This window comes from Pseudomonas sp. HMSC065H01 (assembly GCF_001815235.1).
GTDB classification, from domain to species: domain Bacteria; phylum Pseudomonadota; class Gammaproteobacteria; order Pseudomonadales; family Pseudomonadaceae; genus Pseudomonas; species Pseudomonas aeruginosa.
Window position 1 is genome coordinate 19,627 of record NZ_KV819834.1, and the last position, 23,871, is coordinate 43,497.

23 protein-coding genes and 1 tRNA gene are annotated in these 23,871 nt (G+C 65.9%); 19 read left to right on the top strand and 5 right to left on the bottom strand.

What is annotated here, in order from left to right; genetic code table 11:
* The first annotated feature begins 70 nt into the window (after positions 1-70).
* Both HMPREF3014_RS02175 and phnB read left to right on the top strand, forming a co-directional pair.
* Positions 71-1,663 carry an anthranilate synthase component 1 gene (locus HMPREF3014_RS02175; RefSeq protein ID WP_003123211.1) on the top strand — a complete coding sequence of 531 codons (1,593 nt, stop codon included), beginning with the start codon at positions 71-73 and terminating at the stop codon, positions 1,661-1,663.
* The gene (gene phnB, locus HMPREF3014_RS02180; protein ID WP_023086516.1) at positions 1,641-2,243 is read left to right on the top strand and encodes an anthranilate synthase component II; all 603 of its coding nucleotides are present in this window, start codon (positions 1,641-1,643) and stop codon (positions 2,241-2,243) included. The genes HMPREF3014_RS02175 and phnB overlap by 23 nt, the downstream gene beginning before the upstream one ends.
* Here the strand turns inward: phnB and mvfR are convergent.
* Positions 2,196-3,194 (bottom strand): multiple virulence factor transcriptional regulator MvfR, encoded by a 999-nt coding sequence (mvfR, locus tag HMPREF3014_RS02185; RefSeq protein ID WP_003108614.1) that lies wholly within the window; start codon positions 3,192-3,194, stop codon positions 2,196-2,198. The genes phnB and mvfR overlap by 48 nt on opposite strands.
* 747 nt (positions 3,195-3,941) lie before the next feature.
* Between mvfR and nadA the strand changes: the two genes are divergently transcribed.
* A complete protein-coding gene (gene nadA / locus HMPREF3014_RS02190; RefSeq protein ID WP_003112547.1) occupies positions 3,942-5,000 on the top strand; it encodes a quinolinate synthase NadA in 1,059 nt (352 codons plus the stop codon).
* 108 nt (positions 5,001-5,108) lie between these two features.
* Here the strand turns inward: nadA and HMPREF3014_RS02195 are convergent, their stop codons facing one another.
* On the bottom strand, positions 5,109-6,542 hold the full coding sequence (locus tag HMPREF3014_RS02195; protein ID WP_003112546.1) for a tetratricopeptide repeat protein: 1,434 nt from the start codon (positions 6,540-6,542) through the stop codon (positions 5,109-5,111).
* Positions 6,543-6,704: 162 nt separating this feature from the next.
* Between HMPREF3014_RS02195 and HMPREF3014_RS02200 the strand changes: the two genes are divergently transcribed.
* Entirely contained in the window at positions 6,705-6,956 is a 252-nt protein-coding gene (locus HMPREF3014_RS02200; RefSeq protein WP_003086258.1) for a sulfurtransferase TusA family protein, read from the top strand.
* A 33-nt stretch (positions 6,957-6,989) separates the two neighbouring features.
* A complete protein-coding gene (locus HMPREF3014_RS02205; RefSeq protein ID WP_003108615.1) occupies positions 6,990-8,063 on the top strand; it encodes an AI-2E family transporter in 1,074 nt (357 codons plus the stop codon).
* A 60-nt stretch (positions 8,064-8,123) separates the two neighbouring features.
* On the opposite strand, the gene HMPREF3014_RS02210 is transcribed toward HMPREF3014_RS02205, so the two are convergent.
* Together HMPREF3014_RS02210 and HMPREF3014_RS02215 are read right to left on the bottom strand one after the other, a co-directional pair.
* Entirely contained in the window at positions 8,124-8,597 is a 474-nt protein-coding gene (locus tag HMPREF3014_RS02210) for a peroxiredoxin (protein WP_003086262.1), read from the bottom strand.
* An 11-nt stretch (positions 8,598-8,608) separates the two neighbouring features.
* Positions 8,609-9,166, bottom strand: coding sequence for a glycine cleavage system transcriptional repressor (locus tag HMPREF3014_RS02215; protein ID WP_003086267.1), 558 nt, complete (start codon positions 9,164-9,166; stop codon positions 8,609-8,611).
* A gap of 183 nt (positions 9,167-9,349) precedes the next feature.
* Here HMPREF3014_RS02215 and dapA point away from each other — a divergent pair, with 183 nt between their 5' ends.
* The 6 genes from dapA (at position 9,350) to wapB (ending at position 14,398) form a co-directional block, all read left to right on the top strand.
* The gene (gene dapA / locus HMPREF3014_RS02220) at positions 9,350-10,228 is read left to right on the top strand and encodes a 4-hydroxy-tetrahydrodipicolinate synthase (RefSeq protein WP_003086270.1); all 879 of its coding nucleotides are present in this window, start codon (positions 9,350-9,352) and stop codon (positions 10,226-10,228) included.
* A gap of 17 nt (positions 10,229-10,245) precedes the next feature.
* Positions 10,246-11,436, top strand: a complete 1,191-nt coding sequence (gene bamC / locus HMPREF3014_RS02225) for an outer membrane protein assembly factor BamC (protein WP_003086271.1) — start codon at positions 10,246-10,248, stop codon at positions 11,434-11,436.
* Entirely contained in the window at positions 11,375-12,133 is a 759-nt protein-coding gene (locus HMPREF3014_RS02230) for an MBL fold metallo-hydrolase (protein ID WP_003120645.1), read from the top strand. Before bamC ends, HMPREF3014_RS02230 begins: the two co-directional genes overlap by 62 nt.
* Positions 12,134-12,161: 28 nt before the next feature.
* On the top strand, positions 12,162-12,872 hold the full coding sequence (gene purC, locus HMPREF3014_RS02235; protein WP_003108622.1) for a phosphoribosylaminoimidazolesuccinocarboxamide synthase: 711 nt from the start codon (positions 12,162-12,164) through the stop codon (positions 12,870-12,872).
* Positions 12,873-12,965: 93 nt separating this feature from the next.
* Positions 12,966-13,055: transfer RNA gene (locus tag HMPREF3014_RS02240), tRNA-Ser, on the top strand.
* A gap of 350 nt (positions 13,056-13,405) precedes the next feature.
* The gene (gene wapB / locus HMPREF3014_RS02245; protein WP_073647917.1) at positions 13,406-14,398 is read left to right on the top strand and encodes a 1,2-glucosyltransferase WapB; all 993 of its coding nucleotides are present in this window, start codon (positions 13,406-13,408) and stop codon (positions 14,396-14,398) included.
* 39 nt (positions 14,399-14,437) lie between these two features.
* Here the strand turns inward: wapB and HMPREF3014_RS02250 are convergent, their stop codons facing one another.
* Entirely contained in the window at positions 14,438-15,238 is an 801-nt protein-coding gene (locus HMPREF3014_RS02250) for an IclR family transcriptional regulator (protein WP_003120643.1), read from the bottom strand.
* A gap of 157 nt (positions 15,239-15,395) precedes the next feature.
* Between HMPREF3014_RS02250 and HMPREF3014_RS02255 the strand changes: the two genes are divergently transcribed.
* From HMPREF3014_RS02255 to HMPREF3014_RS02290, 8 genes are all read left to right on the top strand, one after another.
* Positions 15,396-15,782: a Zn-ribbon domain-containing OB-fold protein gene (locus tag HMPREF3014_RS02255; RefSeq protein WP_003086280.1), complete on the top strand. Its 387-nt coding sequence runs from the start codon at positions 15,396-15,398 to the stop codon at positions 15,780-15,782.
* Positions 15,779-16,930 (top strand): thiolase, encoded by a 1,152-nt coding sequence (locus tag HMPREF3014_RS02260; RefSeq protein WP_003448986.1) that lies wholly within the window; start codon positions 15,779-15,781, stop codon positions 16,928-16,930. Before HMPREF3014_RS02255 ends, HMPREF3014_RS02260 begins: the two co-directional genes overlap by 4 nt.
* Before the next feature lie 109 nt (positions 16,931-17,039).
* The gene (locus HMPREF3014_RS02265) at positions 17,040-19,187 is read left to right on the top strand and encodes an acetate--CoA ligase family protein (protein WP_023087689.1); all 2,148 of its coding nucleotides are present in this window, start codon (positions 17,040-17,042) and stop codon (positions 19,185-19,187) included.
* On the top strand, positions 19,171-20,037 hold the full coding sequence (locus HMPREF3014_RS02270) for a MaoC/PaaZ C-terminal domain-containing protein (RefSeq protein ID WP_023084536.1): 867 nt from the start codon (positions 19,171-19,173) through the stop codon (positions 20,035-20,037). Before HMPREF3014_RS02265 ends, HMPREF3014_RS02270 begins: the two co-directional genes overlap by 17 nt.
* A gap of 81 nt (positions 20,038-20,118) precedes the next feature.
* Positions 20,119-21,474, top strand: coding sequence for an MFS transporter (locus tag HMPREF3014_RS02275; protein WP_003158190.1), 1,356 nt, complete (start codon positions 20,119-20,121; stop codon positions 21,472-21,474).
* A gap of 23 nt (positions 21,475-21,497) precedes the next feature.
* The gene (locus tag HMPREF3014_RS02280; protein ID WP_003158192.1) at positions 21,498-21,905 is read left to right on the top strand and encodes a PaaI family thioesterase; all 408 of its coding nucleotides are present in this window, start codon (positions 21,498-21,500) and stop codon (positions 21,903-21,905) included.
* A 140-nt stretch (positions 21,906-22,045) separates the two neighbouring features.
* Positions 22,046-23,110, top strand: coding sequence for an acyl-CoA dehydrogenase family protein (locus HMPREF3014_RS02285; protein WP_023087688.1), 1,065 nt, complete (start codon positions 22,046-22,048; stop codon positions 23,108-23,110).
* Positions 23,110-23,871 (top strand): enoyl-CoA hydratase/isomerase family protein, encoded by a 762-nt coding sequence (locus HMPREF3014_RS02290; protein ID WP_003086299.1) that lies wholly within the window; start codon positions 23,110-23,112, stop codon positions 23,869-23,871. Before HMPREF3014_RS02285 ends, HMPREF3014_RS02290 begins: the two co-directional genes overlap by 1 nt.

Below are 23,871 nucleotides of genomic sequence, written 5' to 3' on the forward strand. Positions count from 1 at the left end.
TTGGGGGAAAAGGGGGGTTACCGATGATGAACATGCCGTTGCGCGCTAGCGTCGCGCAGGCCAGTCGCCCATGGGCGCGAGGAGGTGGCTCGTGAGCGGGGTTGGCTATCGACTGGAAGAAAGTCTGGAGTACCGCACGCTGGTGCCGGAGGCGCTGTCGATCTGGCGCATGGCCGGCGCCAACCGGATGCTGTTCGACTGCTTCGACGTGGACAGCAAGGCTGCGCGGCGTAGCGTGGCGATCCTTTCCAGCTGCCTGCGCATCGAGTGCTGGGGGCGCGATGTGGTGCTGCGGGCGTTGAACTCCAACGGACGCGCCTTGCTGGCGCCGTTGAGCGAGGCCTGTCCGGCCCAGGTCACCTGCTTGCGTGACGGCGACACCCTGCACTGGCGCTTCCCCCAGGAAGAGTCGCATGCGGACGAGTGGCGACGCCTGCATGGCCTGTCCAGCCTGGAGGCGCTGCGCCGCGTGCTCGGAACGCTGGGCGACGCGGAGGGGCCCGCGCTGCTGGGCGGCCTGTTCAGCTTCGACCTGGCCGAGCAGTTCGAACCCTTGCCGGCGCCGGCCGAACCTGCGCGGCATTGCCCGGACTACCTGTTCCTGGTGCCGGAGTTGCTGCTGGACATCGATCACCTGGCGCGCCGGACTTCGCTGCAGGCGTTCGTCCACGATCCGGCCGGGCACGACCGGTTGGCCGCCAGCCTGCGCCAGTGTGCCGACGAATTCCATGGCGCCGTGGAGGAGGCTTCCGAGTCGCCGGTGGCAGGCGTACGGGCCGGCAACTACCAGGTCGACCTGGACGATGCGAGCTTTGCCCGCCAGGTAGAGCGCCTGCAGGCCCACGTGAGGGCCGGCGACGTGTTCCAGATCGTACCGTCGCGCAGCTTCAGCATGCCGTGTGCGGACCCCTGGCGGGCCTATCGCCAGTTGTGCCTGCGCAACCCCAGCCCGTACCGCTTCTTCCTCGATGCGGGGGACTTCTGCCTGTTCGGCGCTTCGCCGGAGTCGGCATTGAAGTACGACGCGGAGAGTCGCGAGGTGGAACTCTATCCCATCGCCGGCACCCGCCCGCGCGGACGCGATGCCCGGGGCGCCATCGATGCGGAACTGGACAATCGCCTGGAAGCGGAGTTGCGCCTGGACGCCAAGGAGATCGCCGAGCACATGATGCTGGTCGACCTGGCGCGCAACGATCTGGCGCGGGTCTGCCGCAGCGGTACGCGGCAGGTGCGCGACATGCTCAAGGTCGATCGCTACAGCCACGTGATGCACCTGGTCTCGCGCGTGGCTGGCGAACTGCATGGCGAACTGGATGCGCTGCATGCCTACCGTGCCTGCCTGAACATGGGCACCCTGGTCGGTGCGCCGAAGGTCCGTGCCATGCAGTTGCTGCGGCAGTACGAGGATGGCTATCGCGGCAGCTACGGTGGCGCGATCGGCATTCTCGACAGCGCCGGCAACCTCGATACCAGCATCGTCATCCGCTCCGCCGAGGTCCGCGAAGGTATCGCCCGGGTCCGGGCAGGCGCCGGCGTGGTGCTGGATTCGGATCCACGGCTGGAGGCCGAGGAAACCCGCAACAAGGCGCTGGCGGTGCTGACCGCCGTGGCCGCTGCCGAACGCGAAAGGGGAGAGCGCGATGCGCATCACGCTGTTGGATAACTTCGATTCCTTCACCTACAACCTGGTCGAGCAGTTCTGCCTGCTCGGCGCGGAGGTCCGGGTGATGCGCAACGATACGCCGTTGCCGACGATCCAGGCGGCATTGCTGGCCGACGGTTGCGAACTGCTGGTGCTGTCGCCGGGGCCCGGTCGGCCGGAAGACGCCGGCTGCATGCTGGAATTGCTCGCCTGGGCCCGCGGGCGCTTGCCGGTGCTCGGCGTCTGCCTCGGCCACCAGGCGCTGGCGCTGGCCGCCGGTGGCGCGGTGGGCGAGGCGAGGAAGCCGCTGCACGGCAAGAGCACGTCCCTGCGTTTCGATCAGCGTCACCCGCTGTTCGACGGCATCGCTGACCTGCGCGTCGCGCGCTACCACTCGCTGGTGGTCAGTCGCCTGCCGGAAGGTTCCGACTGCCTGGCCGATGCCGATGGCGAGATCATGGCGATGGCCGATCCGCGCAATCGACAGCTGGGCTTGCAGTTCCATCCCGAGTCGATTCTCACCACCCACGGCCAGCGTCTGCTGGAGAACGCTCTACTCTGGTGCGGCGCGCTGGCGGTACGCGAGCGCCTTCGGGCCTGAGCGGCGCTGCGCCGTTTCGACGATGCTCGGTTGCCAGGCCGGCGCATCGTCGAAACGCTGGCGGCCGAGTTCGCGCAGGCGCTGGCGGGCGCTTTCGAGAAAGCGCAGGAAGCTGCGCTCGGATTCCAGCGCGGTGTTGTAGTAGCAATACACCTTGGTGTCGATGCCGCCCGGTTCGTAGAGTTCGCTGAGGACTGCCAGGGTACCGTTGCGCAGGCGTTCCTCGACGAAATAATGCGGCGCGATGCCCCATCCGACGCCGGCTTCCACCAGACGCAGCATGTCGTCGAAGTTTTCCACGAAGAGCACCTTGTCGCTGACCGGCCGCAGCAGGTTCGAATGCTGCCCGGAGCGGCTGCCGAGGCTGATCTGCCGGTAATTGGCCAGGCTCGCGATGCTGTGCAGGGAGGCATTGCACAACGGGTGCTGCGGATGGGCGACGACGAACGCCTTGGTGTAGCCGAGCACGCACTGGTTGAAGCGGGAGATCTTCAGTTCCTCGTCGATGGTGATGGCGATATCGATTTCCGCGTTGTCCTGCTTGATCGTCGCCAGGCTATCGGCGGGCGAGGTGCGTATCAGGCTGACCATGTTGAAATCGTCGAGCAGTACGCTGCTCACCGTATCGCAGAACGACGGCGGGATGGCGGTGTCCAGCAACACCCGGAGATTGCGCGGACCCTTGTTGAGATTGAAGGCGATGTCGCCGATCAGCTGCTGGTAGTTCAGCAGGCTGCGCATGTAAGGGATCAGGCGAAGCGCCTGCTCGGTGGGTTCGACCTTGTAGCCGTCCCGACGGACCAGCTCCACGCACAGGTCGATTTCCAGGTTGCTGACCGCCGAGCTGACCGCGGTGTGCGACTTGCGCAGGATCCGCGCAGCGGAGGAAATCGAACCGGAGGCGATGACCTGGAGGAACATGTTCACGTGATTCAGGTTATGAATAGGCATCCCTTATTCCTTTTATTGGGTGGCGCGTGCCGCTTCCCTTGATCGGGTCAGGTTGCCGCTACTGTGGAAGAAGCGTCGAGGACTCGATAGATAGCGCCCGAGTGTTTCAACTTGTCTTCTGGATGACGTTTTCATCGGGGAAACCTCCCGTCGGTCAGTGAAGCGCAAGGGCTGGCGTGCGAGGGTGGAATCGGCCGCCGGCTCGCTTTCTGCGCGGCGGGCGCACGGCACGGGGAGTCGTCGTTTTGGAGGTGAGGGATGACGGCTCTGTTTCAGGATATTTTTATAATTATGTGAAAGAAGAGCTTATTTCAACGAAATATGTTTCATATTGCTCGTAAATTCGACGAAAAGAAAATCCGGATATTTACCGGTTATTTAACGTTAATACCAAGGGCCTAATACCAAAGTATTAACGCTGGCATGCCGGCATGTCGTGTTCGGTCGTGGAGCGAGCCGAGCCAGGGACGGTTCTAAGAAACGAAAAAATTATGTCGCGTAGGTCTAACGACCGAAACCTATGTCTTTTGTTAGCGTAGCCACCGGCCAGGCCGGTACGGATGCCGGGATGGCCCTGGCGCGACCTATGCGGTTAGAATCCGCGGCCTTGCAGGCGGATCCCCGGGGTTTGCTCAAGGGGACACGGGTGCCGTGCCCGAAACCTGCAATCGTCAGTTCCCTGCGGTCCAGCCTGCCGCCGGGTATAAAATCGAGAGACGCGCTGTTGCGCCTTCAGGTGTAGCGACTATGACGCACATTTCCGAACGACTCCTGGTACAGGCCCACCTGGCCGCCAAGCAACCCCGTGTGTTGAGCGAGCAGGAGAGCGCCGAGCATCGCGCGGCGATCGCGGCCGAACTGAAGGCGCAAAATGCTGTACTGGTGGCGCATTACTACTGCGACCCGGTGATCCAGGCGTTGGCCGAGGAGACCGGCGGTTGCGTATCCGATTCGCTGGAGATGGCCCGTTTCGGCAACCAGCATCCGGCGCAGACGGTGGTCGTGGCCGGGGTGCGCTTCATGGGCGAGACGGCGAAGATCCTCAACCCTGAGAAGCGTGTGCTGATGCCGACCCTCGAAGCGACCTGCTCGCTCGACCTGGGCTGCCCGGTGGATGAATTCTCGGCATTCTGCGACCAGCACCCGGAACGGACCGTGGTGGTCTATGCGAACACCTCCGCGGCGGTGAAGGCACGCGCAGACTGGGTCGTGACCTCCAGTTGCGCGGTGGAGATCGTCGAACACCTGATGGACAACGGCGAGCCCATCCTCTGGGCGCCGGACCAGCACCTGGGACGCTACATCCAGCGCGAGACGGGGGCCGACATGCTGCTCTGGGATGGCGCCTGCATCGTCCACGAGGAGTTCAAGGCCAAGCAGCTGGAAGACATGAAGGCGCTCTACCCGGACGCCGCCATCCTGGTCCACCCCGAATCGCCGGAAAGCGTGGTCGCGCTGGCCGATGCCGTGGGCTCGACCAGCCAGTTGATCAAGGCCGCGCAGACCCTGCCGAACAAGACCTTCATCGTCGCCACCGATCGCGGCATCTTCTACAAGATGCAGCAGTTGTGCCCGGACAAGGATTTCATCGAGGCCCCCACCGCCGGCAACGGCGCCGCCTGCCGCAGCTGCGCGCACTGCCCGTGGATGGCGATGAACACGCTCGAGCGGACCCTGGCCTGCCTGCGCGAGGGCAGCGGGGAAATCTTCGTCGACCCGGCGTTGATCCCGAGGGCGGTCCGTCCGCTGAAGCGCATGCTCGACTTCACCCAGGCCGCGCGCCTGCGCCAGGCCGGGAACGCCTGATCCTGGCGAGGGCGTGCCGCTGCGTAGGGCGAGTAAGCGCGGTGCGGTTGTTCGCCCAACCCCCTGTTTCGATGAGCTTCGCCGGGTGTTTTTCCTCGGATATGCCGCTCAGCGGAACATTTCCTTGACCATCTTTTCCTGCTGGCGAATTTCCTGCTGGCGAGCGTCGAGTCGCGCAGCCAGTTGGAAGTTGCCGCCAGCGCGGCGCTTGGCGAAATCGAGCTGCTCGATGGCGGCCTGGTAGTCGCCGGTCAGAGACAGGTACTCGGCACGGGCCTGGTGCACGCCGATGGCGTTGTTGGTCAGGCTGCGCACCTCGGCCAGACGGTTCCAGACATCCGGGTCCAGCGGCCGCGCCTTGCTCAGGTCGTCGAGGATCTTCTCCGATTCCTGCGGCTTGCCCATCTTCAGCATCAGGTCGGCGCGCACCTGTTTCAGCGGGTAGCTGCTGGGGAACTGGGCGAGCATCTTCTTCAACCGCTGATCGGCATCCGGAAGGCGGTTGGCGGTGATGTCCAGCTCGACCTGGGCCAGGTTGTAGGCCACGTCGTTGGGTGCCTTCGCCAGCAATTGCCTGAGGTTGTCACGGGCATCGTTGAGCTGGCCGATGCGCGTCTGCGAGATGGCCAGTCCGTAGCGCGCGGCATCCAGCTTGGGATTGTCGTTGAGCATGGCGCGGAAGCGCTTGCCGGCCATCCCCGGGGTTTCCTCGAAGAGCAACTGGGTGCGCGCGCGCATCTGCTGGTAGCGCAGGCTGTCTTCCTTGCCGCCCTGGGGATACTGTTCGGCGCGGTTGCGGGTGTCGGCGATACGCGATTCGGTGACCGGGTGGGTGAGGAGGAACTCCGGCGGCTTGCCGTCGTAGCGGTACTGCCGCGCCAGGCGCTCGAACATGTTCGGCATCGAGCGCGGATCGTAACCGGCGCGAACCATGTTGGTGACGCCGACGCGGTCGGCTTCCTGCTCGTTCTGCCGGGAAAAGCGCAACTGGTTCTGGATCGCCGCCGCCTGGGTCCCGGCGATCGCCGCGATACCCGCATCCCCTGCGCCGGCGGCCGCGGCGACGATGCCGGCGAGCATCGCTGCCATCACCGGCAGTTGCATGCGCTGCTGTGCCTCGATGCCGCGGGCGAAGTGGCGCTGGATCAGGTGGCCGAGTTCGTGGGCCAGCACCGCGGCATACTCGCCTTCGGTCTGGGCGTTGAGCAGTAGCCCGCCGTTGACCCCGATCACGCCGCCGGGCGCGGCGAAGGCGTTGATCTGTGCGTCGCGGATGAGGATGAAGGCCAGCCGGTGGTCCTGCAGGTCGCTGGTTTCGGCCAGCCGGTAGACGCTGCTTTCGACGAAGTCCTTGAGCTGCGGGTCGGAGATCGCATCGACCTGGTTGCGCAGCATGCTCAGCCAGGCGCGGCCCAGCTGGAACTCCTGCTCCGGCGAAACGATCGAGGAAGATGCGTCGCCCAGGGAGGGCAGATCGTCCGACATGACCGGCGAAGCGAGCATGCAGGCGAGCGTCAACAGGGCAGGGCGCAGTACATTCATGCAGGAGGCTCAGGTTGGCAAAGGCCTTACTTTAGCCGTTGGTTATCGGCACTGCCTAGGTATCTGCCCGAGACCCGAAGCTGTTGGACTTCGAGCGCCGTTTCAACTGGCCAGCGGCGGATAGGCTTGGGTATGCTTGTCGGCCCTTCGGGAGAGGCTGTCATGACGGATAACGATTCATCCCCCCTGGTATGTGACGCGGAGCTGGATGCCAGTGGTCTCAATTGTCCGCTGCCCCTGCTAAAGGCCAAGCTGGAGCTGAACCGCCTGCCCAGCGGCGGGGTGCTCAAGGTGATCGCCACCGATGCCGGGTCGCAGCGAGACTTCCGGGCCTTCGCCCAGCTCGCCGGCCATGAACTGCTGCGCGAAGAGGCCGCCGAAGGCGTCTATCGATACTGGCTGCGCAAGCGTTAGCGGAGCCTTCGCCGTTCCGATTCAGGATTTCCGATGATCAAGGTGTTACGCGACTGGATGCAGCGCTACTTCTCCGACGAGGAGGCAGTGGTGCTGGCGATCATGCTGGTGCTCGGCTTCAGCGTCATCCTCGCCTTCGGCGGGATGCTCGCGCCGGTACTGGCGGCGATGGTGATCGCCTTCCTGATCCAGGGCGTGGTCGGCATGCTGGAACGCTTCCGGGTGCCGCACCTGTTCGCCGTGTGGCTGGTCTACAGCCTGTTCCTCGGCTTGCTGGCGCTGTTCCTGGTGGTCCTGCTGCCGCTGCTCTGGCAGCAATTGTTCACCCTGTTCAACGAACTGCCGCGGATGCTCGGCGAATGGCAGAGCGTGCTGCTGATGCTGCCCGAGCGCTATCCCAGCCTGATCAGCGAGGAGCAGGTGCTCAAGGCCATCGAGACCGCGCGCGGCGAATTCGGCCAGATCGGCCAGTGGGCGCTGACCTCGTCGCTGGCCAGCCTGCCGGTGGTGGTGAACGTCATGATCTACCTGGTGCTGGTGCCGATCCTGGTGTTCTTCTTCCTCAAGGACAAGAAGCGCTTCCATACCTGGTTCCACCGCTACCTGCCGCGCGAGCGCGGGCTGATGAAACAGGTCTGGGCCGAGATGAACCAGCAGATCGCCAATTACATTCGCGGCAAGGTCATCGAGATCGTTATTACCGGCGCGGTGACCTACATCGCCTTCGCCTACCTGGGGCTCAACTACGCAGCGCTGCTGGCCCTGCTGGTCGGCCTGTCGGTGGTGGTGCCGTACATCGGCGCGGTGGTGGTGAGCGTACCGGTGGCGATGATCGCCTTCTTCCAGTGGGGCTGGAGCGACCAGTTCATCTACCTGATGGTGGCCCACGCGATCATCCAGGCGCTGGATGGCAACGTGCTGGTGCCGCTGCTGTTCTCCGAGGCGGTGAACCTGCACCCGGTGGCGATCATCTGCGCGGTGTTGCTGTTCGGCGGGCTCTGGGGCTTCTGGGGCGTGTTCTTCGCGATCCCCCTGGCGACCCTGGTGAAAGCGGTGCTGGATGCCTGGCCCAAGGACCTTCCCGAGACTCCGGCAGCCACGCGATAGCATCGGCCGCATGAAAAATGCAAAAGGCCGCGGATGCGGCCTTTTTTTTCGGGGCGGGGCTCAGGCGCCGTTGAGCGCCTGGGCGGCGGCGAGAACCGCGTCGACATGCCCGGGCACCTTCACGCCGCGCCACTCCTGGCGCAGTACGCCGTCCCTGTCGATCAGGAAGGTGCTGCGGTCGACGCCCATGTATTCCTTGCCGTAGAGCTTCTTCAGCTTGATCACGTCGAACAGCTGGCAGACCGCTTCATCCTTGTCGCTGATCAGCTCGAAGGGGAATTCCTGTTTGCACTTGAAGTTCTCGTGGGACTTCAGGCCGTCGCGGGAGATGCCGAAGACCTCGGTATTGGCCTTCTGGAACGCCGCGTACTGGTCGCGGAAGCCCTGGCCCTCGGTGGTGCAACCGGGGGTGCTGTCCTTCGGGTAGAAGTACAGGACGACCTGCTTGCCCTTCAGCGCGGACAGGGTCACCTCCTTGCCGCTGGTTGCGGGGGCGGTGAAGTCGGGTACGGGTTTGTCGATTGCGACCGGCATGGCTCGGCTCCTCAGGGGTGTTGGGGGCGCCAGGGTTCGATCAGGGCATCCAGGTTCAGGGCGTCGGCGAAGTCCAGGAACTGGTCGCGCAGCCAACTGATCTGGGTGCCGGCGGGCAGCGTCACGGTAATCGTGGCGTTGAGCATGGTGGTGTTGGTGTGCGGCGCCTGGTAGGTGTCGCAGGTCAGGTTCTCCAGCTCGATGTTGTGGTCGATGAAGAACTGGCAGAGTTCGTTGAGGATGTCCGGGCGATACACCGCGCTGACATAGGCCACGTAAGGCAACGCCTGGGCGCGGGTCACGTGGGCGTTGCTGCGGGTCATGCTGAGGGTGATGTCGCCGCGCTTGGTGAGGGCCGGCAGGCTGCCCTCGAGGCGGGCGAGGGCATCCCAGCTTCCGGAGATCTGCAGCACCAGGGCGCTGAACTCTCCGTGGCGGGTCAGGCGGCTGCTGACCACGGCGCAGCGGCTCTCGACGCAGGCGCGGCAGAGCAGGGTGGTCAGCTCCATCGGATTGGGGCCGAGGGCGCTGATCAGAAGGAATTGTTCGCGGGGTTGGCTGGTGGACATTCAACTTTCCTGGAATACGCTGGCGGCACGGGCCGTACCTAAAGCGGGAAGGGTAGCGAAAAGCGCCGCCGAGGGAAACGTCTGCCGCCTGTCAGCGGCTTCCGACGAGGTGGCGCTCGTCTTGTGCAAGGCCTGCCGCCGACAGTACCATTACCGCTTTAATTTCGCGGCAGGAGCGGTTGCATGATTGCGGGCAGTATGGTGGCACTGGTCACCCCCTTCGATGCTCAGGGTCGACTGGACTGGGACAGCCTCGCCAAGCTGGTGGACTTCCACTTGCAGGAAGGCACCAACGCCATCGTCGCCGTCGGCACCACCGGTGAATCGGCCACGCTGGACGTGGAAGAGCACATCCAGGTGATCCGTCGCGTGGTCGACCAGGTCAAGGGCCGCATCCCGGTGATCGCCGGCACCGGCGCCAACTCCACCCGCGAGGCGGTGGCGCTGACCGAGGCCGCGAAAAGCGGCGGCGCCGACGCCTGCCTGCTGGTGACGCCGTACTACAACAAGCCGACCCAGGAAGGCATGTACCAGCACTTCCGCCATATCGCCGAAGCCGTTGCGATCCCGCAGATCCTCTACAACGTACCGGGCCGCACCTCCTGCGACATGCTTCCGGAGACCGTCGAGCGCCTGTCCAAGGTGCCGAACATCATCGGCATCAAGGAGGCCACCGGCGACCTGCAACGCGCCAAGGAAGTCATCGAGCGCGTCGGCAAGGACTTCCTCGTCTATTCCGGCGACGACGCCACGGCCGTCGAGCTGATGCTGCTGGGTGGCAAGGGCAACATCTCCGTGACCGCCAACGTCGCGCCGCGCGCCATGAGCGACCTGTGCGCCGCCGCCATGCGCGGCGACGCCGCAGCCGCGCGCGCCATCAACGATCGCCTGATGCCGCTGCACAAGGCGCTGTTCATCGAATCCAACCCCATTCCGGTGAAGTGGGCCCTGCATGAGATGGGTCTGATCCCCGAGGGCATCCGCCTGCCCCTGACCTGGCTCAGCCCGCGTTGCCACGAGCCGCTGCGTCAGGCCATGCGCCAGACCGGCGTATTGGCTTGATCAAGGAGCTCCACGCAATGAAGCGACTGGCTGGACTGACCGCCCTCGCCCTGGTTATCGGCAACACTTCCGGCTGCGGCTGGCTGTGGGGGCCGGAGGGCTATTTCCGCGACCGCGGTGACGACTACCTCGGCGCCCGCGAAACGCCTCCCATGCAATTGCCCGAAGGGGTGCACAGCAAGCCGCTCGATCCGCTGCTGCCGATTCCGCTGAACGTCGCCACCACCCACGAAAAAGAGGGTGAGTACGAGGTTCCGCGTCCGCAGCCGCTGGCCAACGCCGGCGACATCAGCGACTACAGCCTGCAGCGCAGCGGTGATAGCCGCTGGGTCGTGGCCCAGCGTCCGCCGGCGGAAGTCTGGCCGGTGGCCCGGCAGTTCTTCGAGGAGAACGGTTTCCGCATCGCCGACGAGCGCCCGCAGACCGGCGAGTTCAGTTCCGACTGGCAATCGCTGTCGCAGCTTTCCGCGCCGCTGGCACGCCGCCTTAGCAGCCGCGTGAGCGGTGTCGAGCCGGACGGCCAGGCACGGGTTCGGGTGCGTATCGAGCCCGGCGTGCAAAGCAATACCAGCGAGGTCTACGTGCTCAGCCAGACCCGCGCCGCCGGTGACACCAGCAGCCCGAGCTGGCCGAGCAAGTCGGTGGCGCCGAGCCTCGACGCGGCGCTGCTCGACGAGATGGTCGCGAGCATGGCGCGCAGCGCCGAGCAGGGCGGCTCGGTCTCCCTGCTGGCAGCCAACTCGATCTACGACACGCCCGGCACCTTCGAGTTGAGCAAGGACGGCAGCGGCAACCCGGTGCTGACCTTGCAATCCGACTTCGACCGCTCCTGGGTCAGTGTCGGGCGTGCCCTGGATAACGCCGATATCCGCGTCGACGACCTCAACCGCAGCCTTGGCGTGTACTACGTGAACATCGCCGAAGGGGCGAAGAAGCCCGACGAAGACAAGCCCGGGTTCTTCAGTCGCCTGTTCGGCGGCGGCGAGAAGACCAAGGAAGAGGAAGACGCCAAGGCGCAGCGCTACCAGGTCCGCCTGACCACCGTCAGCGACGCCGTGCAGGTCACCGTCGACAAGGACATCAACACCTCTGCGCCGGCCGATGTCGCGCAAAACGTACTGGAAAAACTCCAGGAGAGCATGCGCAATGCGGTTCGCGGTTCTGGGCAGCGGAAGCCGGGGCAATTCGGCCTTGGTGAGCAGTTCTGACACCCGGATACTGATCGATTGCGGCTTCCCGCTGCGTGAAATCATCAAGCGTCTGGCGCGCCTGGGGCTGAGCCCCGCGCAGCTGGACGCGATCCTGGTCACGCACGAACACGCCGATCACATCCATGGCGTCGAACTGCTGGCGCGGCATTACCAAATCCCGGTCTATCTCAGTGCGGGTACCCTGAGCGGCATGCGCCGCCCGGTGCACCCCGCCGAGCTGTTGAGGGCCGGCCAGCGCCTGGCGATCCGCGGGCTGGAAGTGCAGGTGGTTGGCGTCTCGCACGACGCCCGCGAGCCTACCCAGTTCGTGCTGTCCGATGGGCAGCGGCGCTTCGGCATGCTCACCGATCTGGGAATGGCCACGGCCGAGGTGCTGGAGTGCTATCGTGCGGTGGATGCTCTGGTGGTCGAGGCCAACCACGACAGCACGATGCTTGCCGGTGGCCCGTATCCCTATTTTCTCAAGGCCCGCGTAGGCGGTTCGCGAGGGCACTTGAACAACCATCAGTCCGCAGAACTGGTGAAGCAGCTGGATTGGGGCCGCATGCAGCACCTGGTGCTGGCCCATCTCAGCGAAAAGAACAACTCGCCGCAGCTGGCCCGGCAAACCTTCGTCGACACCCTCGGGTGCGATCCGGACTGGCTGCAGGTGGCCGATCAGCATTCAGGCCTGGATTGGCGCGAGATCGCCTAGGCCCTATTACCCGTAAGCGGAGCCCATCATGGAAAAACGCGAAGAACTCTACCGCGGCAAAGCCAAGTCGGTTTACCAGACCGACGATGCCGATCGTCTCATCCTGCTGTTCCGCAACGACACCTCCGCCTTCGACGGCAAGCGCATCGAACAGCTCGATCGCAAGGGCGCGGTGAACAACAAGTTCAACGCCTTCATCATGCAGAAGCTGGAAGCTGCCGGCATTCCGACCCAGTTCGACAAGCTGCTGTCGGATACCGAGTGCCTGGTGAAGAAGCTCGACATGATCCCGGTCGAGTGCGTGGTGCGCAATTTCGCCGCCGGCAGCCTGGTGCGTCGCCTCGGCGTGGAAGAGGGCATCGCCCTGACTCCTCCCACCTTCGAGTTGTTCCTGAAGAACGACGCCCTGGGCGATCCGTTCATCAATGAATCCCACGTCCAGGCCTTCGGCTGGGCCACTCCCGAGCAACTGGCGCAGATGAAGACCTATTCCTTCAAGGTCAATGAAGTGCTGAACAAGCTGTTCGACGACGCCGGCCTGCTGCTGGTGGACTTCAAGCTGGAGTTCGGCCTGTTCCATGGCCAGATCGTCCTCGGCGACGAGTTCAGCCCGGACGGCTGTCGTCTGTGGGACAAGGAAACCCGCAAGAAGATGGACAAGGACCGCTTCCGCCAGGGCCTCGGCGATGTGATCGAAGCCTACGAAGAGGTAGCCAAGCGCCTGGGCGTGCCGCTTTAACCTCTAAATGCGCGCAACCATCTGAAAGAACGCGAAAAAATCTTCAAGAAAGCTTCGCGTTCTTCGTACAAGCTGGTATCATGCGCGCCGCACGGAGAGATGCCGGAGTGGTCGAACGGGACGGATTCGAAATCCGTTGAGTCAGCAATGGCTCCTAGGGTTCAAATCCCTATCTCTCCGCCATTACATATGAGCAAAGCCCCTGGAATGCCTGGCGTTCCAGGGGCTTTGTCTTTTCTGGCGAGCGTTCGGGCGTCCCCTCTGCGGGGCGGGCGAGAAAGCCGTGCCATGGTTTCGGGTATTGGCCAGGTCGTGCAGTTCTCCTAGGAATGCTGCGGGCCCTTCCTTCGTTCTGTCCTTCCTTCTCCTCTGGGTGGTCGTCCCGCTCTGTCTGGGTTTCGTGGGTGCGCTGAGCGCTCATTTCTCCATTGCTTCCGATTTTCTGTCCTTCGAGCGCCGGGTCGGGCGACCTGCCGGTTTCGATGGTCGGGGCGGTTCTTCTTAGTATCCCGGCGCTTGAAGGCGCCGCGGATGTGTGGCCGAGCTGCATGGCACGGTTTCCTTCCAGCGGACAGCCAGGTTATCGGTTTGTGCCGAGTCCCGGAGCCGGGGCTGGGGAGGAAGAAATGCGACCGCTCGTTTCCGTCGTTTGCGCCTGTTTCAATATCTCGAAGTATCTGGACGAGGCGATTGCCAGCATCTACGCGCAGGGCTATCCCAATCTCGAGTTGATCGTGGTGGATGACGGATCCACGGACGACACCTATGAGCGTCTCGCCATGCTCCGCGAGCGTCACGGTTTCCAGCTCTACCGCCAGGCTAACCGAGGGGTGAGCGATGCGCTCAATCACGGTTTGCGTCATGCGCGGGGGGAGTTCGTGATGACTCCCGACCTCGACGACATTGTCCTGCCTGGAGTGCTCGACACGCGCGTCGACTACTTGCTTGCGCACCCCGAGGTCGGGTGCGTGGGCGGTTTCAATATCTGTATCGACAGTGCCGGTAACGAAGTGGCGCGAGACGGTTTCAGCGAGGGTTGTGTGGAGCGTTGGGGGTTCGATGCAGCATTGGCCGAGACCCTGGTGGTCATGCCGCTTACGGCGCTCTACCGCATGGACGCGATGAAGCGGGCGGATTTCTTCGACCCGTCGATTCGCGTGCAGGATTTCCAGATCACCCTCAGGATCGCGGCGCAGGGCTATGAAATTCATCGACTACCGGCCTACATGGGGCGTTATCGTCGGCATGGAAGCGGTCTGTCCGGCAGGTACAAGCTCAATTACGAGGCGGATATGCAAGCCATCGAGCCTTATCGGGCTCACCCGAATTATCGCCGGGCCCGGCAACTGATCCTGAACAAGGCGCTGAAGAAGGCTGTTGTCCAGGATGGGCGATATGCCTGGCAGCTGTTCCGCTCGGTGCCGCTGCGGGCGTGGGACCGGGTGACGCTGAAGCGATTCTGGCGCTTCCTCCGTTATCTGCCGGTCCTCGGGTTGAAAGGTGGTACCGACGTCGCGGGTCGATAACGGCGGGCCGGCTAATCTTTCAGTGGGTTGAATATCATTTCAGGATTTCCCCTTCAGTGCCTCGCCCTGGGGAAATAGCGCGCGGCTCACGAAGCGCGCGGTATCCCGCAGGCTGGTGCCGATCCGTTCCAGGTCGTCGGGCTGGTGCTGGGCGCTGATGCCGATCGCGGAGATGGCGAAGCGCGGTTGTCCGTCGCGGTCGGTGATGGCGCTGGCGACCATGCTCACGCCGCGGTAAAGGTGTTCCTGGTCGATAGCCCAGCCGCGCTCGACGGCCTCGGTCGCTTCGGCCTGGTAGCGCTCGAAGCTCGGCGGATTTTCCCAGCGCACGCGGGTCAGTCGGCGGCGCAGTTCGTCCTCCGGCAGTTCGCGCAGGCCGGCAATGCAACGCCCGGCGGCGCCGACCAGTTCCGGCAGGCGCGTGCCGACGGCGACGTTGACGTGGGCGACGGGCGGCGCGGCAAGGGCGATGACGCGGATGTGCGCATCGTCGGTGACTTGCCACAGGGCGATGAGGATGTGGTGGGCAAGGCTTAGTCGCTCCAGCTCTGGCTGGATCAGGTCGGCATAGCTGCGTCCGACGAATCCTACGGCCAGTTCCGACAGGCCAAGGCCCAGTTGGTAGGTCTTGCCCGCATCGTCGAAGGAGGTCAGTCGTTCGTTGCTCAGGGTGCGCAGGATATTGAAGGCGCTGCTCGGGCTGATACCGGTGGCGCGAGCGATGGCGGCCACGCCTTGCGGTCCGTCGGCGTGGGCCAGGTGGCGAAGTATCTGAATGGCGTTCACTACCGCGCCGACATCTTTGCTGCTGGTGCCTTTGGTTGTGGCGTCCTTGGTCATTTTTCCTCTTTTCATTCAGTATTGTGATTGACATTCACGATAGTGAATATATTCTGGCCTTCCGGAACGTACAACCGGGGGCGGAAGCAGTATCCGGTTCGGCGTCCAGCGCGATGCACTTTGCAGCAAAGGTCGACAAGAACAAAGGAGAAACCTCGTGGCAGATCTTCCCGATGGCAGTACTCCGGGACCTGAGGCGCAGTACCTTGCGTTTCTCGCCCAGGGCCGTTTCATGTTGCAGCGCAGCCGTTCCAGCGGTCGCCATGTGTTCTACCCGCGCCAGTTGGTGCCGGGTAGCGGCGAGACTGATCTCGAGTGGGTTCCCGCCAGCGGCCTGGGTACGCTCTACGCGATCACTGTCAATCGCTCCCGCGGCGGCAATCACAATGTCGCGCTGGTCGACCTGGACGAGGGCGTGCGCATGATGTCGCGGATCGACGGGCACCAGAGCCTGCCGATCGGCACCCGTGTGCAGGCGCGCATCGTCGAGCAGGATGGTGCCAATGTCGTGGTGTTCGTTCCCCACCAGGAGGGACGACCATGAGCGCAGCCATCCGTGGCAAGACCGCCATCGTCGGCATCGGTAGCGCCGGCGTCGGCGAGGCGCCGGGCTACAGCGCCATCGAACTGCTCGGCCAGGCGTCGCTCAGGGCCATTGCCGATGCCGGCCTGAAGCTTTCCGACATCGACGCGATCTTCGCAGCCACCAGCTCCCATGCCTTTCCCACCTTGTCGGTCGCCGAATACCTCGGCATCCGCCCGAAATTCGTGGATGGCACCAATATCGGCGGCTCCAGTTTCGAGCTGCACCTGCTGCAGGCCACTTTGGCACTGGAGGCCGGTCTCTGCGACGCTGCGCTGATCTGCTACGGCTCCAACCAGCGAACCGCCGGCGGCCGCCTGGTATCGATGAGCGAGCCACAATGGCACGAGACGCCCTACAAGCCGCGCCACCCGATCACCGCCTATGCCCTGGCGGCCAGCCGGCACATGCACCAGTACGGCACCACACGCGAGCAGCTCGCCGAGGTGGCGGTCTCTGCCCGGCAATGGGCCAACCTGAATCCCGAGGCGTTCGCCCGCGGACCGTTGAGCGTCGATGACGTCCTTGCCGCGCGGATGGTCAGCGACCCGCTGAGCGCCGCCGACTGCTGCCTGGTCACCGACGGCGGCGGCGCCTGCGTGGTAGTGCGCGCCGAGCGCGCCCGCGACTTGCCCAATGCGCCGGTGTACTTCCTTGGCGCGGCCGGAGCGCAGTGGCATCGCTCGATCGTGTCGATGCCCGACCTCACCGTGACGGCGGCCTCGGAAAGCGCTCCGCGAGCCATGCAGATGGCCGGTGTGCGGCACGCCGACATCGACCTGGTGATGCTCTACGACGCCTTTACCATCAACACCCTGCTGTTCCTCGAGGACCTGGGATTCTGCGCCAAGGGCGAGGGCGGCCCATTCGTCCAGGGCGGACGCATCGCGCCCGGCGGCGAGTTGGCGGTGAACACCAACGGTGGCGGGCTGTCCTGCGTGCATCCGGGGATGTACGGGATGTTCCTGATCATCGAGGCGGTGACCCAGCTCCGCCGCCAGGGCGGCGAGCGGCAGTTGGCCAAGGCCGACGTGGCGTTGCTGCACGGCAACGGCGGCACGCTGTCCAGCCAGGTAACCGCGTTGCTCGGTACCGGCGACACGCTCTAGACCCCTGGCCGACAGGCCTTCCGGGCGCTGCCGTGGCGGCGTCCCGCGGGCGCGCTCGCCCGCGAGAAGGTTGTCGTGCCGGCCACAGACAAACGGATCAGGTGAACCCATGTCAGCGAACCACTCGCAACAGCTCATCGACGCTCCCCGTTTCGCCAGTCTTACTCCATTGATCGAACCACGCTCGGTCGCGGTGATCGGCGCTTCCAGCGACCCGACCCGCATCGGTGGCCGACCCATCGCCTACATGCTGCGCCATGGCTATGCCGGGCAAATCCTCCCGGTCAATCCGAACCGTGCTGAAATCCAGGGGCTACCGGCCTTCGCCAGCGTCGCGGAGCTGCCGCAGGCACCGGACGCGGCCATTGTCGCGGTGCCTGCGCCTCAGGTGCTGGAGACCGTCCGGGCACTGGGCCGCCAGGGGGCGCGCAGTGCCATCGTGTTCTCTTCCGGATTCAGCGAGGTCGGCGAGGCCGGCGCGGCGATGCAGGATGCGGTGGTAGCCGCTGCCCGCGAGTACGGTATGCGTCTGCTCGGTCCGAATGCGCTGGGCGCGTTCAACAGTAACCTCGGTTACTACGCGTTCTTCTCCACCAGCCTGGAACGTGGCGTACCGCTGCCCGGCCGGGTAGGCATCGCCACCCAGTCCGGCGCATACGGCGCGCACCTGCTCGGCATGGCGCGCGAGCGCCGCCTGGGAACCCCTATCTGCGTGGCCACCGGTAACGAGGCCGACGTCACCCTGGGCGACAGCATCGGCTGGCTGGTGGAGTCGCCGGAGATCGACGTGGTGATGGCCTACGCCGAATCCATCCGCAACGTCGACAGCTTCCTCGCCGCCCTGGAGGCCGCGCATCGCGCCGGCAAGCCGGTGATCCTGCACAAGGTCGGGCGCAGCGCCCTGGGTAGCCGCGCGGCGCTGTCCCACACCGCTTCGCTGGCCGGCGACGACAAGGTGCTGGACGCCGTGCTGGGCGACTATGCGGTGATCCGCGCCAGGACCACCGAGGAACTGATGGACATCGCCTACCTCGCCACCCGGCGTATCTATCCGGTGGGCAACAGCCTCGGCATGATCACCGTCAGCGGCGGCGCCGGGATCATCGTCAGCGATGTCGCCGAGGAAGTCGGCCTGCCGATGCCGCCGATGCCGGACATGGCCCAGGAGCGGCTGAAGGCACGGCTGTCCTTCGCTTCGCCGATCAACCCGGTGGACTGCACCGCGCAGGCCCTGAACGACCTGACGCTGGTGCGCGACTTTACCGAGTCGATGGTGGTCGACGGTGGCTACCGTTCGCTGCTCGCCTTCTTCACCCAGGCCGGCACCGCCGCCTCCATCGGCGCGCGTCTGGCCGAGCAGTTCCGGCGGATCAAGGAGGCTCATCCCGAGCGTCTGTTCGTGGTCTCGGTGATGGGCGAGGGGGAGGAGCTGGCACCCTACGAGGAGGCCGGCTTCGCACTGTTCGAAGACCCCACCCGGGCGGTAGTGGCGATCCAGGCCATGGGGCGGTTCGGCGAAGCCTTCGCCCGGCCGTTGCGCCTGCGCCGGCCTGCCGGCGGGCTACAGTTGCCCGCCTCCACGCCCGGCGAAGCCGAGGCCAAGCGCCTGCTGGCGCGCGCCGGTATCGAGTCCGCCGCCGAGGCGGTGCTGGGCAGTGCCGAAGAGGCGGTTGCCTTCGCCGAGGGCATCGGATACCCGGTGGTGCTGAAGCTCGCCTCGGCGGACATCCAGCACAAGTCGGAAATCGGCGGCGTGCTGCTTGGCGTAAGCGATGCGGACGCGGTACGCGCCGGTTTCCAACTGCTCCTGCGCCGGGCCGCCGAGAAGGCGCCGCAGGCGCGTCTCAATGGCGTCCTGGTGGCGCGCCAACTGCAGGGCGGGGTGGAGTGCTTCATGGGGATCCAGCGCGATCCGCTGTTCGGCCCGGTGGCGCTGTTCGGCCTGGGCGGGATCTTCGTCGAAGTGCTGCAGGACGTGGTGTTCCGCCGCTGCCCGTTCGAGGTCGACGAAGCCGAGGCGATGATCCGTAGCATCAGAGGCGCGCCGCTCCTGTTCGGCGCGCGTGGCCGGCCGCGGGCCGACGTCGCGGCGCTGGCACGGCTGCTGTCGAATCTCTCGCGGTTCGCCTGGGAGGCGGGAGAGCGCTTGCGCTCGGTGGACCTCAACCCGGTCATCGCCTTGCCGGAGGGCCAGGGCGCCTGGGCGGTGGATGCGGTGTTGGAAGTCGAGGAGGTGGCCGATGGCGCTCGATCCTGAGGTGCTCCTGAACTACCCGATCCCCGAAGTACGCCAGCGCTACAGCCGGCGCGACAGCGCCTTCTACGCATTGAGCCTCGGTCTGGGCGGCGACCCGCTGGACGAGCGCCAACTGGCCTACGTCGATCCGTGCCGCGATCTCCAGGCATTGCCGTGCATGGCCCTGGTGCTCGGTCATCCGGGCTTCTGGCTGGGCAATCCGGCGACTGGCGTGGACGCGCTGCGCCTGGTTCACGGCGAGCAGCGCCTGGAGTGGCGGCGGCCGTTGCCGGCGGAAGGCGAGGTGATCGGCCGGACCCGGGTCACCGGTCTGGTAGACAAGGGCGCCGACAAGGGCGCGCTGCTCTACAGCGAGAAGGTGCTCAGCGACGCGCTCAGCGGCGAGGTGCTGGCTGTCGCCCGCAGCACCACCTTCCTTCGCGGCGACGGCGGCTTCGGTGGTTCCCGGCAGGTGCCGGAAACGCCGCATCGCTTGCCTGAACGGACACCCGACCTGCGACTCGACCTGCCGACCCGTCCGGAGCAGGCCCTGTACTACCGCCTCAACGGCGACGACAACCCGCTCCACGCGGAGCCCGCGGCAGCGCTGCGGGCCGGCTTCCCGCGGCCGATCCTGCATGGCCTGTGCACCCTCGGCGTGGCATTCCACGCGGTGTTGCGCGGGCTCGCCGACTACCGCGCGGAGCAACTGGGACATCTGCAGGTGCGTTTCTCGGCTCCGGTGTTTCCCGGCGAGACCTTGCGTACCGAGATGTGGAGCGACGGCTCGTTCCGCACTCGCGTCGTCGAGCGCGATGTGGTGGTGCTGGACAACGGCCGGGTAGGTCCGCCGCCAGAGCGGCCGGACTGAAGCGAAGGGCGGCGGCGCGAGGGAACGACCGTCGGGCTGCCGTGAAGATCAACCGAAATCCTGCTTGCGAGAACAAGAATAATGAATGCAACCGCGCTTTCCCCGAACCCGGCGCCGGCCATTTCCCGGCGCACCATGCTGATCGCCTTCGTCTTCTGCTTCCTCGGCCTGCTCGCCGACGGCGTCGACCTGATGTTCCTGGCCTACAGCCTCAACAGCCTGAAGGCCGAATTCGGCCTGAGCAACTTCGAAGCCGGCTCCCTCGGCAGCCTGACTCTCGCCGGCATGGCCGTCGGTGGTATCTATGGCGGCTGGTGCTGCGACCGCTTCGGCCGGGTGCGAGTGGTGACCTGGACCATCGTGCTGTTCTCCATCGGTACCGCGTTGCTGGGGCTGACCCAGAACTACTGGCAGTTCGCGCTGATCCGCTTCGTCGCCTCGCTCGGCCTCGGCTCGCTGTTCGTCGCCTGCAACATCCTGATGTCCGAGTGCGTCGGAACCAGGTACCGCACCACCATCCTCGCCGCCATGCAGGCCGGCTGGACCGTGGGCTACCTGGTGGCGACCCTGCTGGCGGGGCAGATCATCCCCGAGTTCGGCTGGCGCGCCTTGTTCTTCACCGCCGTGGCGCCGGCGCTGGTCTGCCTGGCCCTGCGGCCCTGGGTGCCGGAGTCGCCGTCCTGGCTCGCGGCCCAGGCCGGGCGCCAGCGTCCCGGCGCGGCTCCGCAGAGCCACGCCGAGGCTGGCGGCGCCGGCCCGCTGGGACGGATGCTGGGCGATCCGGAAACGCGCGGCATGTTCCTGCTCTGGAGCCTCACCTCCTGCTTCCTGCTGTTCGGCTACTACGGCACCAACAACTGGATGCCGTCCTACCTGGAGAGCGAGTTGGGGATGAACTTCAAGTCGATGACCGGCTACATGGTCGGCACCTACAGTGCGATGATCCTCGGCAAGGTCGCCGCCGGCGTCTGCGCCGATCTCTTCGGCCGGCGCCTGACCTTCGCCGCCGGGGCCATCGGCAGCGCCGCCTTCATGCCGTTGATCGTGTTCTACCACTCGCCTTCCAACATCCTCTGGATCCTCATCACCTTCGGCTTCATCTATGGCGTTCCGGTCGGGGTGCTGGCCACCTACATGACCGAGAGCTTCTCCACCCGCGTCCGCGGCTCGGCGGTGGGCACCGCCTACAACCTGGGTCGTATCGGCGCGGCGGTGGCGCCCGCCGGCATCGGCCTGCTGGCCACCCACGTGTCGATCGGCGCGGGTTTCCTGGTGATGGGCATCACCTACGTGCTCACCGGGTTGATCCCGGCGCTGTTCATTGCGGACCGGCTCTACGACCCGAACCGCGAGTCCCGCGATGCCGAGAGCGCTTCCCGACGGCAAGCGCCGGGCAGTGCCGGGGATACCGCCGAGCGGCGCGCGGCCAAGGCCTGATCCTGCGGAAGGAGTGCACATCCATGAGTTCTTTTCCACGACAGCCAGCGGCGGAGCAGCGGCCCGCCAGCTTCCAGGAGTTCATCGGCCTCGAGCGCTGGACCGATGCCGACGGGGTGGCGCGGGTGCGCCTGGGGCATCGCCCGGAACTGATGAACTACCTGCAACAGTTCCACGGCGGGGTGTTGATGTCGGTGCTGGACGCCGCCATGGCCCAGGCGATCCGTGCCTGCCTGCCGGACTGCTCGATGGTGACCATCGACATGGCTACCCACTTCATGGGTAGCGCCCGCGGCGAGCTTCGTGCGGTTGGCAGGGTGGTGCGACGGACCCGCACGATCTGCTTCTGCACGGCGGAAATCTGCAACGAGGACGGCGAGGTCATCGCCATGGCCTCGGGCAGCTTCAGGTACCGCGCGGCTAAGCCGTAGCGGAGTTCCGGCGGCGCGGCAGCGGAGCCATCCGTCGCGCGTCCGGACCACGGCCTGCGCGGTCGCTCCGCGCGGACAAGCCGGCGCCTCCCGTGCAGATGACGGACGGGCGGACGGCGTATCGACAGGAGGGCGAACAGATGAGTGAGCAAGACGAGTGGGCCGGCGAGCGCGAGCAGCGTCTGCGGATGATCCGCGACAGCGCGGCTTCGCTGGTGCTACGCGACGGCGACCTGACCCGCGTGCGCCGCGGTCGTTTCACCGGTAGCGGGGTGGACCGCCAGGCCTGGCGCGAGGTCTGCGCCATGGGCTGGCCGGCGCTGCGCCTGGATGAAGCGTTGGGCGGCAGCGGCCTGGGCATGAGCGAATACGCGGCGTTGCTGGAGGCGCTGGGGCGCGGCCTGCTGCCCGAGCCGCTGATCGAGGCCGGGCTGGTGGCGCCGCTGCTGCCGGAAGACGAGCGCGTTGCGTTGCTGGCCGCTGAGCGGCTGGTCCTGCCGGCGGGCATCGCCTACCGCGATGGGCGGCGACGCCCTCGTATGCAGCAAGGGCGGTTGCACGGCGAAGTCGCTCACGTACATCTGGCTGGTGCCGCCGATGCCTGGCTGGTGGCCTGCGAGCAGGGCCTGGCGCTGGTCGAGCGCGATGCCGATGGCGTGGAACTGCTCTGCGAGGCGACCCAGGATGGCGCTCACCTGGCGCGCCTGCGTTTCCGCGATGCGCCGGCACGGTGGTTGTCCGGCGAGGTAACGGAACAGGTTCTGGACGAGGCAGCGCTGGCCTGCGCGGCCTATCTGGTCGGACTGATGGATGGCGCCTTCGAGCGAACCCTGGAGTACCTCAAGGTACGTCGCCAGTTCGGCCGCGAGATCGGTAGTTTCCAGGCGCTGCAGCACCGCATGGTCGACCTGAGGATCCAGATCGAACTGTCGCGCGCCATGGTCGAGCAGGCCGCCGCCGCGATCGATGCCGGGGCGTCGGAAAGCGAGCGCCAGCGGCAGGTTTCCAGCGCACGGGTACGGGCCTCGGAAGCGGCTCTGCTGGTGACCCGCCAGGCCATCCAGTTGCACGGCGGCATCGGCTACACCGACGAGGCGGACATCGGCCTGTTCCTGCGCCGCGCCATGGTACTGCTCAATGCCCACGGCTCGCTGGCGTTCCACAAGGCGCGCTACGCCGCGCTGCTACAGCGGGAGGTGGCCTGATGAGCGGTTTGTTGCAGGAAACGCGCGGCACGGTGCGCCTGTTGCGCTTCGACAACCCGGCCCGGCGCAACGCACTGTCGCCGGCGCTGCGCATGGAATTGCTGCGGGCCCTGGAGGCGGCCGAATGCGACCCATCGATCCGCAGCGTGCTGCTGACCGGTGGCGAAGAGGTGTTCTGCGCCGGCGGCGACCTGGGCGACATGCGGGTGACCGAGTTGGCCGCCGGCAGGGCGCGAATGCAGGACAACGCGCGGCTGGTGCGGCAGATGGTGCGCATGGGCAAGCCGCTGATCGCCGCGGTCGAGGGCTGGGCGGTGGGGGCCGGGCTGTCCGTGGCGCTGGCCTGCGACAGCATCGTTTGCGGCGCCGGCGCCCGCTTCGCCGCCGGCTTCGGCAAGGTCGGGCTGCTCGCCGACCTCGGCCAGTTGCATACCTTGCCGGCGCGCATCGGTTGGGGGCGGGCACGGCAGATCCTGATGTTCGGCCAGGTGGTAGAGGCCGAGGAGGCACTGCGCATCGGCCTGGCCGACCGCCTCTGCGCCGCTGGCGGCGCCTTGGCGATGGCGCTGGAGCTGGCCGGGCGGGTGGAGCAGCAGGCGCCGTTGCCCCTGGCGATGACCAAGGCGTTGCTCGCCGAGGGCCTTGACCTATTGCTGGAGCGGGAGGGCGAGTTGCAGAGCCAGTTGTTTCTCAGCGCCGACCACGCCGAGGGCAAGGCGGCCTTTCTCGCCAAGCGTCCCCCCGTATTCAGAGGAAACTGA

Excerpts from the sequence above, each read along its gene's own strand:
- HMPREF3014_RS02175 (WP_003123211.1), top strand. The coding sequence starts at position 71 with ATGGGCGCGAGGAGGTGGCTCGTGAGCGGGGTTGGCTATCGACTGGAA.
- phnB (WP_023086516.1), top strand. The coding sequence starts at position 1,641 with ATGCGCATCACGCTGTTGGATAACTTCGATTCCTTCACCTACAACCTG.
- mvfR (WP_003108614.1), bottom strand. The coding sequence starts at position 3,194 with ATGCCTATTCATAACCTGAATCACGTGAACATGTTCCTCCAGGTCATC.
- nadA (WP_003112547.1), top strand. The coding sequence starts at position 3,942 with ATGACGCACATTTCCGAACGACTCCTGGTACAGGCCCACCTGGCCGCC.
- HMPREF3014_RS02195 (WP_003112546.1), bottom strand. The coding sequence starts at position 6,542 with ATGAATGTACTGCGCCCTGCCCTGTTGACGCTCGCCTGCATGCTCGCT.
- HMPREF3014_RS02200 (WP_003086258.1), top strand. The coding sequence starts at position 6,705 with ATGACGGATAACGATTCATCCCCCCTGGTATGTGACGCGGAGCTGGAT.
- HMPREF3014_RS02205 (WP_003108615.1), top strand. The coding sequence starts at position 6,990 with ATGATCAAGGTGTTACGCGACTGGATGCAGCGCTACTTCTCCGACGAG.
- HMPREF3014_RS02210 (WP_003086262.1), bottom strand. The coding sequence starts at position 8,597 with ATGCCGGTCGCAATCGACAAACCCGTACCCGACTTCACCGCCCCCGCA.
- HMPREF3014_RS02215 (WP_003086267.1), bottom strand. The coding sequence starts at position 9,166 with ATGTCCACCAGCCAACCCCGCGAACAATTCCTTCTGATCAGCGCCCTC.
- dapA (WP_003086270.1), top strand. The coding sequence starts at position 9,350 with ATGATTGCGGGCAGTATGGTGGCACTGGTCACCCCCTTCGATGCTCAG.
- bamC (WP_003086271.1), top strand. The coding sequence starts at position 10,246 with ATGAAGCGACTGGCTGGACTGACCGCCCTCGCCCTGGTTATCGGCAAC.
- HMPREF3014_RS02230 (WP_003120645.1), top strand. The coding sequence starts at position 11,375 with ATGCGGTTCGCGGTTCTGGGCAGCGGAAGCCGGGGCAATTCGGCCTTG.
- purC (WP_003108622.1), top strand. The coding sequence starts at position 12,162 with ATGGAAAAACGCGAAGAACTCTACCGCGGCAAAGCCAAGTCGGTTTAC.
- HMPREF3014_RS02250 (WP_003120643.1), bottom strand. The coding sequence starts at position 15,238 with ATGACCAAGGACGCCACAACCAAAGGCACCAGCAGCAAAGATGTCGGC.
- HMPREF3014_RS02260 (WP_003448986.1), top strand. The coding sequence starts at position 15,779 with ATGAGCGCAGCCATCCGTGGCAAGACCGCCATCGTCGGCATCGGTAGC.
- HMPREF3014_RS02265 (WP_023087689.1), top strand. The coding sequence starts at position 17,040 with ATGTCAGCGAACCACTCGCAACAGCTCATCGACGCTCCCCGTTTCGCC.
- HMPREF3014_RS02270 (WP_023084536.1), top strand. The coding sequence starts at position 19,171 with ATGGCGCTCGATCCTGAGGTGCTCCTGAACTACCCGATCCCCGAAGTA.
- HMPREF3014_RS02275 (WP_003158190.1), top strand. The coding sequence starts at position 20,119 with ATGAATGCAACCGCGCTTTCCCCGAACCCGGCGCCGGCCATTTCCCGG.
- HMPREF3014_RS02280 (WP_003158192.1), top strand. The coding sequence starts at position 21,498 with ATGAGTTCTTTTCCACGACAGCCAGCGGCGGAGCAGCGGCCCGCCAGC.
- HMPREF3014_RS02285 (WP_023087688.1), top strand. The coding sequence starts at position 22,046 with ATGAGTGAGCAAGACGAGTGGGCCGGCGAGCGCGAGCAGCGTCTGCGG.
- HMPREF3014_RS02290 (WP_003086299.1), top strand. The coding sequence starts at position 23,110 with ATGAGCGGTTTGTTGCAGGAAACGCGCGGCACGGTGCGCCTGTTGCGC.